At 73.1% G+C, this 13,774-nt stretch carries 10 protein-coding genes; 5 read left to right on the forward strand and 5 right to left on the reverse strand.

The features are described from left to right. The first annotated feature begins 66 nt into the window (after nucleotides 1-66). The 3 genes from ACGFMP_RS29765 to ACGFMP_RS29775 are packed head-to-tail and all read left to right on the forward strand — an operon-like array spanning nucleotide 67 to nucleotide 7,708. Nucleotides 67-6,051, forward strand: a complete 5,985-nt coding sequence (locus ACGFMP_RS29765) for an amino acid adenylation domain-containing protein (RefSeq protein WP_393676151.1) — start codon at nucleotides 67-69, stop codon at nucleotides 6,049-6,051. Further along, entirely contained in the window at nucleotides 6,048-6,296 is a 249-nt protein-coding gene (locus ACGFMP_RS29770) for an acyl carrier protein (protein WP_393676153.1), read from the forward strand. Before ACGFMP_RS29765 ends, ACGFMP_RS29770 begins: the two co-directional genes overlap by 4 nt. Before the next feature lie 47 nt (nucleotides 6,297-6,343). After that, nucleotides 6,344-7,708 carry a condensation domain-containing protein gene (locus tag ACGFMP_RS29775; protein WP_393676154.1) on the forward strand — a complete coding sequence of 455 codons (1,365 nt, stop codon included), beginning with the start codon at nucleotides 6,344-6,346 and terminating at the stop codon, nucleotides 7,706-7,708. 37 nt (nucleotides 7,709-7,745) lie between these two features. Here ACGFMP_RS29775 and ACGFMP_RS29780 read toward each other — a convergent pair whose 3' ends face one another. Further along, nucleotides 7,746-8,306, reverse strand: a complete 561-nt coding sequence (locus tag ACGFMP_RS29780; RefSeq protein WP_393676156.1) for a TetR/AcrR family transcriptional regulator — start codon at nucleotides 8,304-8,306, stop codon at nucleotides 7,746-7,748. A 122-nt stretch (nucleotides 8,307-8,428) separates the two neighbouring features. On the opposite strand from ACGFMP_RS29780, the gene ACGFMP_RS29785 reads away from it, so the two are divergent. Then, nucleotides 8,429-9,862, forward strand: coding sequence for an MFS transporter (locus ACGFMP_RS29785; RefSeq protein WP_393676158.1), 1,434 nt, complete (start codon nucleotides 8,429-8,431; stop codon nucleotides 9,860-9,862). A gap of 79 nt (nucleotides 9,863-9,941) precedes the next feature. Here ACGFMP_RS29785 and ACGFMP_RS29790 read toward each other — a convergent pair whose 3' ends face one another. Beyond that, nucleotides 9,942-11,699: an acetyl/propionyl/methylcrotonyl-CoA carboxylase subunit alpha gene (locus ACGFMP_RS29790; RefSeq protein WP_393676201.1), complete on the reverse strand. Its 1,758-nt coding sequence runs from the start codon at nucleotides 11,697-11,699 to the stop codon at nucleotides 9,942-9,944. Between the two features lie 423 nt (nucleotides 11,700-12,122). Here ACGFMP_RS29790 and ACGFMP_RS29795 point away from each other — a divergent pair, with 423 nt between their 5' ends. Further along, nucleotides 12,123-12,587 carry a hypothetical protein gene (locus ACGFMP_RS29795; protein WP_393676160.1) on the forward strand — a complete coding sequence of 155 codons (465 nt, stop codon included), beginning with the start codon at nucleotides 12,123-12,125 and terminating at the stop codon, nucleotides 12,585-12,587. Here ACGFMP_RS29795 and ACGFMP_RS29800 read toward each other — a convergent pair. The 3 genes from ACGFMP_RS29800 to ACGFMP_RS29810 all read right to left on the reverse strand — a co-directional run bounded on the left by ACGFMP_RS29800 (nucleotide 12,568) and on the right by ACGFMP_RS29810 (nucleotide 13,717). Further along, nucleotides 12,568-13,176: a nucleoside triphosphate pyrophosphatase gene (locus ACGFMP_RS29800; RefSeq protein WP_393676161.1), complete on the reverse strand. Its 609-nt coding sequence runs from the start codon at nucleotides 13,174-13,176 to the stop codon at nucleotides 12,568-12,570. The genes ACGFMP_RS29795 and ACGFMP_RS29800 overlap by 20 nt on opposite strands. Nucleotides 13,177-13,275: 99 nt before the next feature. Next, a complete protein-coding gene (gene mmpB / locus ACGFMP_RS29805; protein ID WP_393676163.1) occupies nucleotides 13,276-13,410 on the reverse strand; it encodes a morphogenic membrane protein MmpB in 135 nt (44 codons plus the stop codon). A gap of 88 nt (nucleotides 13,411-13,498) precedes the next feature. After that, complete coding sequence (locus ACGFMP_RS29810; RefSeq protein ID WP_393676165.1) at nucleotides 13,499-13,717, reverse strand: acyl-CoA carboxylase epsilon subunit; 219 nt, start codon at nucleotides 13,715-13,717, stop codon at nucleotides 13,499-13,501. Nucleotides 13,718-13,774 lie beyond the last annotated feature (57 nt).

Raw genomic sequence — 13,774 nt, forward strand, 5'->3', positions numbered from 1 at the left:
ACGCCGACCGCGCCGGACGGACTCGCCCCCCGGACATGCACGCCAGCACAGCACGTGGAGTCACCTGTGAAGACCGGACCGCTCTCGTTCGGGCAGCAAAGACTGTGGTTCCTGCACCAGTTCGACCCCGAGGACCCCTCGCACAACACGGGTTACGCCTACCGGCTGCGCGGCGCGCTCGACACCGGGGCGCTGGCGGCGGCCTTCACCGCGGTCGTCGCGCGGCACGGCGCCCTGCGCACCCGCTTCACCGCAGAGGACGGCGAGCCGCGGGCGGTGGTCGAGGACCCGTCCCCCGTCGTGGTCGAGTCGGTGGACGCCGACGGCGTCGGGGCGGCCGAGCGGATCGTCGCCGAGCGTGCCAACACCCCCTTTGACCTTGCCGCGGCGCCGCCCTTCCGCGTGACGCTGGTCCGGCTGGCCGATGACGACCATGTGCTGTGCGTCGTCATGCACCACATCAACGGCGACGGCTGGTCGTTCAACGTGCTGCGGGACGAGCTGGCCGCGCACTACGCGGGACTGCCGCTGCCCGAGGCCCCGTTGCAGTACGGCGACCTGGTGCCTGCCACGGAGGTGCCGGCCGATCCCGCGTGGTGGATCGAGCGGCTGGCCGGGGCGCCCGACCTCGACCTGCCCACCGACCGGCCGCGGCCCGCCGAGCGCAGCACCGCCGGCGGCGACGTGCGCTTCGAGCTCTCCTCCGAACTGGCTGACGGGGTAAGGGCGCTGGCCAAGCAGGCGCGCTGCACGCCGTACATGGTGCTGCTGTCCGCCTACCAGGTGCTGCTGTCCCGGCACAGCGGCCAGCAGGACTTCTGCGTCGGCACCCCGGCGGCCGGGCGCGGCAGGCCCGAGCTGGAACGCGTCATCGGCTTCCTGTCCACGACGATGGTGCTGCGCTGCGACCTCGCTGGCGACCCGTCCTTCTCCGACCTGCTGCGGGCCACCCGCAGGAATGTGCTGGCCGCGCTCGCCCACCCCGAGGTGCCCTTCGAGCAGCTGGTCGGAGCCCTCGGTGTCGAGCGCGACCTGAGCAGGACACCCCTCTACCAGGCGATGTTCGCCCTCCACACGCACGGCTCCGTCAGCGAGCCGCTGCCCGGCCTCGACGCGGAGCCCTTCCCGCTGGGCTGGCACTCCGCCCGCTGCGACCTGTCACTCGACCTCTACGAGCAGCCCGACGGCAGCATGGTCGCCTCCCTCATCCACAGCACCGACCTGTTCGACCGCGGCACCGCCCGCGCGATGGCCGACCGCTTCGTGCACCTGCTCGGCTCGGTCGTCGCCACACCGGAAAAGCCGGTCGGTGCCCTGGAGTTGCTGCCGCCGGCGGAGCGCGCCCTGCTGGATTCCTGGAACGGCCCGGCTGCGGAGGTGCCCGACCTCACGCTGGTCGGCCTGGTCATCGCCAGTGCCGAGGCCGATCCGGACGCGATCGCGGTCGTCGCCGGCACCGCCGTCCTCACCTACCGGCAACTGCTCGGCGCGGCTGCGGCGTTGGCGGAGGAGTTGCGGGGCCGGGGGATCGGGCGTGGTTCGCTGGTGGCGGTGCGGGTCTCGCGGCGGGCGCAGATGGTGGTGGCGTTGCTGGGTGTGGCGATGTCGGGGGCGGCGTATGTGCCGGTCGACCCGGACTACCCGCAGGCGCGGATCGCGTATGTGGTCCGGGACTGCGGGGCGGCGCTGGTCCTCACCGACGCCGATCTGGACCGTGTCCTGGGTGCGGGGCCTGGGCCGCTTCCGGCTTCCCGGCCGGAGCCCGGTGACACCGCTTATGTCCTCTACACCTCCGGATCGACCGGGAACCCCAAAGGCGTGGTGGTCCCCCACCGGGCGCTGACGAATTTCCTGCTCGCGATGCGGGCCCTGGTCGGCAGCACCGCGCAGGACCGGTGGCTGGCCCTGACCTCGCTGTCCTTCGACATCAGCGCCCTGGAGCTCTACCTGCCGCTGGTCACCGGCGGGCGGGTGGTCATCGCGGAGCCCGCCACCGCCCGCGACGGCGCGACCCTGGCCGGGCTGATCAGGTCCGAGGGCGTCACCCACGTCCAGGCCACCCCCTCGGGCTGGCGGGTCCTGCTCACCGGGGACTTCCCGCCGGTGGCGGGGCTGACCGGCGGCGAGCCGCTGCCGCTGCGGCTCGCACACGAACTGCGGCCCAGAACGAGCCGGCTGATCAACGTCTACGGACCCACCGAGACCACCATCTGGTCCACCGCATGGGACGTCCCCGAGCACCCGCGGCACATCACCATCGGCACCCCGATCGCCAACACCACGATCCACGTTGTCGATCCGCACGGCGCCCCGGTCCCCATCGGCGTGCCCGGCGAACTCCTCATCGGCGGCGCCGGAGTCGCCGACGGCTACCTCCACCGCCCCGAGCTCACCGCGCAACGCTTCACCCGCCACGACGGGCACCGCGTCTACCGCACCGGCGACGTCGTGCGCCGGCTGCCCGACGGCACCCTCGAATTCTTCGGCCGCACCGACGACCAGGTCAAACTCCTCGGCCACCGCATCGAGTTGGGCGAGATCGCCGCCGCCCTGGAAACCAGCCCCGCAGTACGGCAAGCCGTCGCCGCCGTCAGAGACGAAAACCTCCTGGCCTTCTACGTCCCCGAACCCACCACCGGCACCGGCACCGCGCAACCCGACACCCTCCGCGACCACGTCGCCCGCCTCCTGCCCGGCTACATGGTCCCCGCCCACTACATCCGCCTCGACGCCCTCCCCCTCACACCCAACGGCAAAATCGACCGCAAAGCCCTCCCCCACCCCGGCCACGAACACCGCACCACAGGCAGCCGGCCCCCGCAGACCGAAGCGGAAAAACTCGTCGCGGACGTCTTCGCCGAAGTACTCGACGCCCAGGACATCCACGCCCACGACGACTTCTTCGCCCTCGGCGGCCACTCCCTGCGCGCAGCCATGCTCACCGCACGCCTCACCGCACGCACCGGCGCCGTGATCCCGATGGGGGAGGTCTTCCGGCACCCGGTGGTCGCGGAGCTGGCGCTGCTGGTCGAGGCGGCGGCGCCCGGCACGGTCTCCGCTCCCGTGCCGCGGCCGCCGGGCACCGAGGCACCGCTGTCCTTCGCGCAGGAAAGGCTGTGGTTCCTGGCCAGGCTCGACCCGCAGGACGCCTCCTACAACATGTGGCTGGCCAAACGGCTGAAGGGCCCGCTGGACGAGGCCGCCCTGCGTCGCGCGCTCGACGCGGTGACCGCACGGCACGAGATCCTGCGCACCCGCTTCCCCGAGGTCGACGGGGCGCCGGTCGCGGTGGTGGAGCCGGCGCGCCCGGTGCCGCTGGAGCTGCTGACGGCCGTGGACGAGAAGGCCGCCCTCGACCTGGTCTCGGCCAGGACCAACACCCCGCTGGACCTCGGGGCGCAGACCCCGCTGCGGGCGAGCCTGATCACCATCGCGGGCGACGACCATGTCGTGTGCCTGGTGATGCACCACATCCTCGGCGACGGCTGGTCGCTCAACATCCTCTACGACGAGCTGGCGGCCCTCTACTCGGGCCGCGAACTCCCTGCGCTGCCCGTGCAGTTCGGTGACATCGCGATCTGGCAGCGCGCACAGGACACCGCCGGGCAGCTCGACTACTGGCAGGGCCGGCTCGCCGACCCCGCCCCGCTCGCGCTGCCGGTGGACCGCCCGCGTGCCGCCCTCCCCCGGCGCAGCGGCGGCCTCACCGCGCTGCGGCTGGACGAGCGGCAGACCTCGGCGCTCTCCCGGCTCGGCCGCGAGCACCGGGCCACGCTCTTCATGGTGCTGCTCGCCGCCTACCAGGCAATTCTGGCCCGGCACACCGGGGGCGACGACATCCTGGTCGGCACGGTGACGGCGGGCCGCGACCGGCTGGAGCTGGAGCCGGCCATCGGCTACCTCACCGACGTGCTGGTGCTGCGCGGCGACCTGGCCGCCGACCCGACCTTCGCCGAGCTGCTGGAGCGGACCCGCACCGACGTGCTGGACGCCTTCGCCCACCAGGGCATCCCCTTCGAGGAGTTGGCGGCGCAGCTGCGGGTGGTCCGCGATCCGGCGCGCACCCCGCTCTTCCAGACCATGGCGATCCTGCACACCCAGGGCGCCGACCACGACGAGGACGCCTTCCGCGGGTTGCGCAGCACGGCCTTCGACGGCGGCTTCGAGCAGGCCAAGTTCGACCTGATGCTGGAGGCCTGGCAGGACGGTCCCGAACTGCTGCTCTCGCTCGTCTACGACGCCGAACTCTTCGACGCGGCCACCGTCGAGCGGCTCACCGAGCGGTTCGGCATCCTGCTGCGCTCGCTGCCCGACCACATCGGCACGCCGTTCTCCGCGATCCCGATCCTCACCCCGGCCGACACCGCGGTGATCGAAGGCCCGCGGCTCGGCGGGACCCCTGCCGTAGCGGACCTGTTCGCCGCGGCCGTACGCGAACGGCCAGGCGCCGTCGCGCTGTCCTGCGGCGACCGGCTGGTCAGCTACGCGGAACTGGACGCCCGCGCGGACGAGTTGGCCGCGGGGCTTCCCCGCGGCGGGGTGGTCGGCATCCGGCTCGGCCGCAGTGTCGACGCGGTCGCCGCCATGCTCGCCGCCTGGCGCGCGGGCAGTGCGTATCTGCCGCTGGATCCCGAATACCCCGAGCAGCGGCTGGCGTTCATGGCGCAGGACAGCGGTGCCTCGGTGGTCCTGACACCCGAGGGGCCGCAGCCGCAGCCGGGCTCCGCCGCGGCCGACGCCGCGTACGTGATCTACACCTCCGGCTCGACCGGGGTGCCCAAGGGGGTCGCGGTCGGGCACCGGGCACTTGCCGCCCGGGTGGCCTGGATGCGGGAGGCGTACGAACTGGGGCCCGGCGACCGGATCGTGCAGTTCGCCTCGCTGAGCTTCGACACCCACGCCGAGGAGATCTTCCCCGCGCTGGCTGCCGGGGCGCGGATCGACCTGCTCCCCGAGGGGGCGATCACCCTCACCGACCACCTCGACGGCGTCACCGTGCTCGACCTGCCGACCGCCTACTGGCACCACCTGGTCGACGAGATCGACCGGATCGACTGGCCCGACACCCTGCGCCTGGTCATCCTCGGCGGCGAGCAGGTGCACGAGGCCGCGGTGGTCCGCTGGCGGGAGCGCTTCGGCGACCGGGTGCGGCTGGTGAACACCTACGGCCCCACCGAGGCGACGGTCATCGCGACGGCCGCCGAGCTGACCGGTGGCGGCCGGCCGCCGATCGGCCGGCCCATCGGCGGCACCCGGATCGTCCTGCGCGGCCCGCACGGCGAACCCGTGCCGCCGGGCTCACCCGGCGAACTGTGCATCGGCGGCGAAGGACTCGCCGACGGCTACCTCGGGCGGCCCGACCTGACCGCCGAGCGCTTCGTCCTGATCGACGGGCAGCGGTACTACCGCAGCGGCGACCGCGCCCGGCTGCGGCCCGACGGGCAGCTGGAATTCCTCGGCCGCCTCGACGACCAGGTCAAGCTGCGCGGTTTCCGCATCGAACCGGGCGAGATCGAGGCCCGTCTCGGCGGCAGGGGCGCCGTCGCGGTGCACGGCGAGACGCTGGTCGGCTACACCGTCGGCGATCCGGCGCGGCTCGCCGACGGGTTGCGCGCGGCGCTGCCGCAGCACCTGGTGCCGTCGGTGTGGGTCGAGCTGGACGCGCTGCCGCTCACCCCGGGCGGCAAGCTCGACCGGGCCGCACTGCCCGCGCCCGCCAGGGCCGCGGCGGTGGTGGCGCCGCGCACCGACGCGGAGATCCTGGTCGCCGAGGTCTTCGCCGAGGTGCTGGGGGCGCCGGAGGTGGGCGCCATGGACGACTTCTTCACGCTCGGCGGCCACTCGCTGCTCGCGGTGAAGGTGATCGCCAGACTGCGGGCGGCCACCGAGGTGGACCTGCCGATCAGGACGCTCTTCGACCGTGGGACGGTCGCGGGCGTCGCGCAGGCCCTGGAGGACGCCCTGCTCGCCGAGATCGGGCAGCTCTCGGACGCGGAGGCCGACCGGCTGCTCGCCGAGGGCGCTTCACCGACATCGAAAGGAACGGCATGACCGAGCTTGCGATCAAGGAGCGGCTGGCCCAGCTCGTCGCGGAGTCCTCTGACGGCGCGATCACCGCGGAGCAGGCGCTCACCAGCGGCACCCCGCTGTCCGACCTGGGCCTCGGCTCGCTGTCCAGGATGCGGCTGATCGACGCGGTGGAGGACGAGTACGGGGTCGAGATCGACCTCGACGACGCCGGGTGGGACCTCGTCGACGACCTCGACACGCTCGCCTCGCACCTGACGGGCCGCTAGTGTCCGCGACGCGCGCACCGGCGGCCGCGGCGGCGGAGGACACCCGGGTGTCATGGGAGCCGGTCCCCTTCTCCGCGGAGCCCGGCGAGGGCCCGGTGACCTGGGGTCAGCTCCACATGTGGCATCCCATGCTCCGCTACGGTGCCGGCTTCGCCACCCTCAGCCTCCGCCAGGTGCTGCCGCTGCCCGAGCCCGGCGTGGCGCCTGCCGACTGCCTGGCCGCGATCCGCCGGCTCGTCGAGACCCACCAGAGCCTGCGCACCCGTTTCGCCGACCGCTCGGGCGGGGTGCGGCAGAGCGTCGCGGGCGAGGGCGCGCACCTGGTCGAGGTGTACGAGGCGGGCGGGCACGTCTCCGACGGCGCCTTCGCGGCGGCGGCGGAGCGCAGGGCCAGGAAGCTGGCCGCGGAGCCCTTCCGGCACAGCCACGAGTGGCCGGCCCGCTTCGGCCTGGTCTGCCGCGGCGGCCGGGTGCGTGCCGTGGCGGTGGTCTGCTCGCATGTGGCCTTCGACGCGGGGGCCGCCGACCTGGTCGGCGCCGACCTGCTGCGTATCCTCGGCGGCCGCCCGGCAGCACCGGGCCGGGTGTGGCAGCCGCTGGACCAGGCCGCCTACGAGCGGTCGGAGCGCGGCCGCCGCGAGGACGCGCGGGCCATGCGGCATTGGCGCGCCCGGCTGGCCGAGGTGCCGGACACCGCGCCGCGGCCGCCGTACGACCCGCCGGCAGCGCCGCCGATCCAGCAGTGGTGGCTGACCTCGAACGCGCTGGCCGCGGCCTCGGTCGATGTGGCGGCGCGCACCCGTACGTCGAGCTCCGCGGTGCTGCTGACGGTGGCGGCCACCGCGCTGTCCGCGATACGCGGCCGGCGGACGGTGCCGCTGAAGCTGATCACCGGCAACCGCTTCGCCGAGCCCCGGCAGCGGCTGGCGGCCTCGACCGCGCAGGACGGCCTGATGGTCTTCGAACGCGCCGACGTGGGCCTGGACGACGCGGTCCGCGACGTCTACCGCCGCTCGACCAGCGGCTACATGCGGGCCCAGTACGATCCCGACTCGCTGACCGCGCTGACCCGGGAGCTGGACGCCGCCCGCCGCCACCCCCTCGACCTGACCGGCTACTTCAACGACGCCCGCCTCTCGCACGAGTGGGACATCCCCGGGGGACCCCGCGCGCGCTCCGAGCGCGGCCCCGCGTTCGTCCGCGGCTACGACAGCAACGACATGACCTTCTGCCTGGTCCTGGCCCAGCAGGGCCGGGACTGCCAGGTCTCGCTGCTGGCCGACACCCGCCGGCTGCCGGCGGACCGGATACCGCGGCTGCTGTCGGGCCTGGAGTCCCTGCTGTGCACGGCCGCGCGGGGCGACGTCGCCCTGTCCACGGTCCCCGGCGCCCTGGGCCTGTCCGACCTGTGAGGGTCCGCCGGGATCCGCCGGAGTCCGCCGGCGGACCCTAACCGGCGGCTTCGGCGGCCTGGGGGGTGAGGATGCCGTTGACGGCGAGGGCCATCAGGCGGTCGAAGGTCTTGCGGTCCTCCGGGTTCTTCTCCGCGGCCAGGACGATCGCGGAGGTCAGCTTGAGCAGGTCGCTCACCTCGATGCCCTCCCGCACCGCGCCTTCCTGCTGTGCGCGCCGCAGCAGCGCGCCCCCCGATTCGCGCAGTTGGGTCTTGCACTGCAGCATCCGCCCGTCGGACTGGGCGAGGATCGCGGAGGACAGGCCGCGGTACATGCCGGAGTGCGCGGCCACCGCACGCAGCCAGGAGAAGAGCGCGGCGGCCGGGTCGGCGGCGGTGACGAGTTCCCTGGCCCGCTCGGTGAGGGAGTCGAGCTCCCGGATGAAGACCGCGTTCATCAGCGAGTAGCGGTCGGGGAAGTGCCGGTAGAGGGTACCGATCCCGACTCCGGCGTGGCGGGCGATGTCCTCGAGCGCGACGTCCGTGCCGTGCACGATGAAGGCCTGCTTGGCCTCCTCGAGCAACCGGTCGTAGTTGCGCTGCGCGTCTGCCCGCATTCTTCCCGCCTCCCGGGTGCCGGGGATCGCTTCCCCGAATCCGATTGTAGTTCCGGAGGTTGTCTCCGTATAGTTTCCGGAGACGACCTCCGTTTGTCTTCTCCGCTGGAGGCTTAGCAGCCATGTCCACGCACGTCGTGCGCGATCAAACCTCGACCACCCGTGTGCCGGCCCCCTCCGGCATGCACGCGTTCCTCGCCCTCGCCGCAATCGTCGGAACCCAGCTGATGCTGCTTCTGGACGCGACCGTGGTGAACGTCGCCCTGCCCGGCATCGGCACCCACCTCGGCTTCTCGCCCACCGGCATGTCCTGGGTGCTCAACGTCTACACCCTCGCTTTCGGCGGCCTGCTGCTCCTCGGCAGCCGCCTCGGCGACCTGATCGGCCGGCGTACCGCGCTGGTCTGGGGCGTGTCCGCCTTCACCCTCGCCTCGGTGGCCGGCGGTTTGGCCAACGACTCCGCCACCCTGCTGGTCGCCCGCGGCTTCCAGGGCGCCGCCGCCGCGCTGGCCGCGCCCAGCACGCTCGCGCTGATCGCCACCTCCTTCCGCGAGGGCAGCGAGCGCAACCGCGCGCTCAGCGTGTTCTCCGCGATCTCCGGCGCCGGGTCCGCGGTCGGCCTGACCGTGGGCGGCATGCTCACCGACTGGGGCTCGTGGCGCTGGGTGTTCTTCGTCAACATCCCCGTCGGCATCGCGATCGTGCTGATGGCACCCCGTTTCATCAAGGAGACCGAACGGCACCGCGGCGGCCGCTTCGACGTCGCCGGCGCGCTGACCGGCACCCTCGGCATGGCCTCGCTGGTCTACGCCTTCATCCGGGTCGGCGAGACCGGCTGGGGCGACACCAGGGCGCTGACCAGCTTCGCGACAGCCGTCGCCCTGCTCGCCGCCTTCCTGGTCAACGAGACCCGGGTGGAGCGGCCCCTGGTGGTGCTGCGGCTGTTCACCGACCGCAACAGGGCGCTGGCGTACTCGGTGATGCTGCTGACGGCCGCCGGGATGTTCGGAACCTTCTACTTCTCGACGCAGTACCTCCAGACGTACCTGGGCTACAGCCCGCTCAAGACCGGCTTCGCCTTCCTGCCGCTGGCCGGGCCGCTCTTCCTCGCGGCCAGGATCGCGCCGCACGCGCTGGCCCGCTTCGGCGCCAAGCGGGTCGCGACCGTCGGCTCCTCGCTCGCCGTGGTCGGCGCGGTGTGGATCACCCAGCTCAGCGCGTCGGACGGCTACGCGCGGGGCATCCTGCCGACCCTGATCCTGATAGGCGTCGGCATGGGCTGGACCATGATGCCGCTCAACACCTTCATCCTGTCAGGGGTCGCGCCCAAGGACGCCGGGTCGGCCTCGGGCCTGCTCCAGACGATGCAGCAGGTCGGCGGAAGCCTGGGTCTCTCGGTGCTGGTCACGGTCTTCGGCACGGTGTCGCGGCACCACAGGGACGACCCGTTCATCCACGGCGCGACGGCCGCCTTCACGCTGTCGGCCGTCTTCACCTCGGTCGCCCTGCTGCTGGTGCTCTCGCTCCGGCAGCCCCCGAGGCACGTGCTGTCCTGAGCCCCCGCGGCACGACGGCGGCGCGGCACCCCGGTCCGGGTGCCGCGCCGCCGTCCTCGTACGCCGGCCTGCTGGCGCGTCAGTCCTTGATCTCGCAGATGACCGCGCCGGAGGACACCGAGGAGCCGACCTCGGCCTTGAGGCCGATGACCGTACCCGAGCGGTGCGCGTTGAGCGGCTGCTCCATCTTCATCGCCTCCAGGACGACGATCAGATCGCCTGCCGAGACCTTCTGGTTCTCCTCGACCGCGACCTTGACGATGGTGCCCTGCATCGGCGAGGCGAGCGAGTCGCCCGACACCGCCACGCCGGCCTTGGCGGCCGCCCGGCGCTTGGGCTTGGCGCCCGCGGCCAGTCCGGTACGGGCCAGCGTCATGCCGAGCGACGCGGGCAGCGACACCTCGAGGCGCTTGCCGCCGACCTCGACCACGACCGTCTCGCGGCCCTGGGCCTCTTCCTCGTCGACCGCCGCACCGGTGAAGGGCGGGATGGTGTTGACGAACTCGGTCTCGATCCACCGGGTGTGGATGGTGAAGGGGCCCTGCGGCGGCGCGAACGCCGGATCCGTGACCACCGCGCGGTGGAAGGGGATCGCGGTGGCCATGCCCTCGACGTGGAATTCGCCGAGCGCGCGGGCGGCCCGCTGCAGCGCCTGCTCACGGGTGGCACCGGTGACGACCAGTTTGGCCAGCAGCGAGTCCCACGCCGGGCCGATGACGCTGCCCGACTCCACACCCGCGTCCAGCCGCACGCCGGGTCCCGTGGGTGCGTCGAAGAGGGTCACGGTGCCGGGGGCGGGCAGGAAGTTGCGGCCCGGGTCCTCGCCGTTGATGCGGAATTCGAACGAGTGGCCGCGCAGCGGCGGGTCGTCGTACCCCAGCTCCTCGCCGTCGGCGATCCGGAACATCTCCCGCACCAGGTCGATGCCCGAGACCTCCTCGGTGACCGGGTGCTCGACCTGGAGGCGGGTGTTGACCTCCAGGAAGGAGATCGTGCCGTCCTGGCCGACCAGGAACTCGCAGGTGCCGGCGCCGACGTAGCCGGCCTCGCTCAGGATCGCCTTGGACGCCGCGTACAGCTGCTTGTTCTGGTCCTCGGTCAGATAGGGGGCCGGGGCCTCCTCGACCAGCTTCTGGTGCCGGCGCTGGAGCGAGCAGTCGCGGGTCGAGACCACCACGACATTGCCGTGGGTGTCGGCCAGGCACTGCGTCTCCACGTGCCGCGGCCGGTCCAGGTAGCGCTCCACGAAGCACTCGCCGCGGCCGAAGGCGGCGACCGCCTCGCGGACCGCGGAGTCGTAGAGCTCCGGGACCTCTTCCAGGGTGCGGGCGACCTTCAGGCCGCGCCCGCCGCCGCCGAAGGCGGCCTTGATGGCGATCGGCAGGCCGTGCTCCTTGGCGAAGGCCACGACCTCCTCCGCGCCCGACACCGGGTCGGGCGTGCCCGCGACCAGGGGCGCGCCGGCCCGCTGGGCGATGTGCCGGGCGGCGACCTTGTCGCCGAGGTCCCTGATGGCCTGCGGGGGCGGGCCGATCCAGATCAGTCCTGCGTCCAGCACCGCCTGCGCGAACTCGGCGTTCTCCGACAGGAAGCCGTAGCCGGGGTGCACGGCATCGGCCCCCGACTCGGCCGCCGCCGAAAGCACTTTCGCGACGTCCAGATAGCTGGTGGCCGGTGTGTCGCCGCCCAGTGCGTACGCCTCGTCGGCCGCGCGGACATGCAGCGCGTCCCGGTCGGGGTCAGCGTAGACGGCTACGCTGGCGATCCCGGCATCCCGGCAGGCACGGGCGACGCGTACTGCGATTTCACCGCGGTTGGCGATGAGCACCTTGCGCACGATGGCTCCCTCCATGAAACAAGCCGAGTTTAGGTACTGGCCACACTTGGTGCCGAGGCACCCCTGCACGTGAGGTTGCCCACACGGAGGGTGATCCACGGGCCACAACAACCCGCGAGCGCCTGCTCAGTCCACGGTACGGCCCCGCTCCCACCGATGTCCCGCACTACCGGGTGTGGGGGACATCTCGCTCGAAGTCGACGCACTGAACTGACGTTCATTTGTGGAAACCCCACGAATTGTGCGCGCAAAGTTTGCCACCGGTTCCCCCCTGACGAGTGACGGCCGACCGGCGGGACCCGGCGCGCCGCGGGCCCGTTCGCGCGACTGTCCCCGCCCCGACCCTTGCCGCGACCCTTGCCCGCCGTCTTACTCGTGAGTAGCGTGCGACCCGCGGGATTCGGCCACCGGAGGGGGACACACGTGCGCAGAGGTATAGCCGTCGCCACCGCCGTGGTCCTGGTGCTCGAAGCCCTCGCGATCGCCTTCGTGAACTGGATACTCGGCCTCGCCGTACGCCACCAGGAGATGTCGCTCGCCGGGCTCGACCCCGACGCCATGGCCGCCGGATCGTGGGTGGGCGGCGGGCTCTTCGCCCTCTTCCTGATCGCCTGCGCGGTCCTGGTCGCGCGTATCGCGCTGCGCGACCGGATGCCGGGGCGGGTGGGCCGGATCGTGCTCATCGTCTGCGCGGTGGTCCACGGCGTGGTCGGAGCGGTCGTGGTCGGCCTGGTCGGCTGGTGGGCCTTCGCGGCGCTGATGCTGATCCTGTGTCTGCTGGTCGGCACCCTGCTGCTCTACGCGCCGGAGGACGCCCCCGGCGCGCCTGCCGCCGCCCCGCCCGCGGCCCCGCCGCCCGGCGCGCCGGCTACGTCCACAGGTCCGTGATCCGCACCCCGAGGTCGGCGAGCAGCGCGCGCAGCAGCGGCAGCGACAGCCCGATCACGTTGCCCGGGTCGCCGTCGACCCCGTCCACGAAGGGCGCGGAAAGGCCGTCGAGCGTGAAGGCCCCCGCCACGTGCAGCGGTTCGCCGCTGGCCACGTAGGCGGCGATCTCCGCGTCGTCCGGCGCGCCGAACCGTACGGTCGTGGACGCCGTCGCCGACACCCGGCGGCCGCTCGCGGTGTCGATCACGCAGTGCCCGGTCCTGAGCACTCCCTCGCGCCCGCGCATCGCCTGCCAGCGGGCGGTGGCCTCAGCGGCGTCCGCGGGCTTGCCCAGCGCCTCGCCGTCCAGGTCGAGCACCGAGTCGCAGCCGACGACGATCTCCCCGCCGTCCAGCATGCCGCCGCCGGCCACGGCCGCGGCCTTCGCCTCGGCGAGCACCCGGGCCAGTTCCGCGGGGCTGTCCGCGCTGATCGCGTCCTCGTCCACCCCGCTCACCACGACCCGCGGGTCGAACCCCGCCTGCTTCAGCAGGCCGAGCCTGGCGGGGGACGCGGAGGCGAGTACGAGCACACGGCGGTTCGACGTCATCGCACCATCGTAGGCAGCGCGGGCACGGCCGGGTGCCGCACCCCGGCAGGCGGCCCGCGGGGGGTCGGGGGGCGGCCGGGGGCCCGTCCCGGCGGCGGTTCACAGGTGCCAGCCGGCGAAGGCCATCACCACACCCGCGACCACCGCCACGACCACCATCGCCCTGCGGAGCATCACCTGGGCGTGCCGCATCTCCTCCGGGGGCTCGTCGCGTTGGTCGTCCTGCCACAACATGCACCCCAGGTTGCTCCCGCGTTGCCTCGCGGCGCCTGAGTACGCGTACTCAAGCGGAATGCCCGGCACCTGTGCATGCGGCCGGGGATCAGGCGGGGCCGCCCGGCCAGGCGGACATCCGCCACGCGCCGGGCGCCGGGGGCGGCATGGCCCGCGGGAGGTTGCGGGCCGGGGCCGACCAGCCGGCGGGCGGTCCCGCGGGGCCTTCCTGCTCGGCGTCGGCCGCCGCGGCCCGCGCCTGGACCAGCGCCACGACGGCGGCCAGTTCCTCCGGCGTCGGACGGCCGCGCTCCACCTTGATCACCACGGGTCGTTCCCTCCTGAACCGTTCCTGCACTGTCCTGCCCGGTGTCCCGCGGTGCCG

This window comes from Streptomyces sp. NPDC049040 (genome assembly GCF_043197715.1).
GTDB lineage: Bacteria > Actinomycetota > Actinomycetes > Streptomycetales > Streptomycetaceae > Actinacidiphila.

Bases quoted from the DNA above. Each gene is read 5' to 3' on its own strand.
- ACGFMP_RS29770 (WP_393676153.1), top strand. From the start codon at position 6,048: ATGACCGAGCTTGCGATCAAGGAGCGGCTGGCCCAGCTCGTCGCGGAG.
- ACGFMP_RS29780 (WP_393676156.1), bottom strand. From the start codon at position 8,306: ATGCGGGCAGACGCGCAGCGCAACTACGACCGGTTGCTCGAGGAGGCC.
- ACGFMP_RS29785 (WP_393676158.1), top strand. From the start codon at position 8,429: ATGTCCACGCACGTCGTGCGCGATCAAACCTCGACCACCCGTGTGCCG.
- ACGFMP_RS29800 (WP_393676161.1), bottom strand. From the start codon at position 13,176: ATGACGTCGAACCGCCGTGTGCTCGTACTCGCCTCCGCGTCCCCCGCC.
- mmpB (WP_393676163.1), bottom strand. From the start codon at position 13,410: ATGTTGTGGCAGGACGACCAACGCGACGAGCCCCCGGAGGAGATGCGG.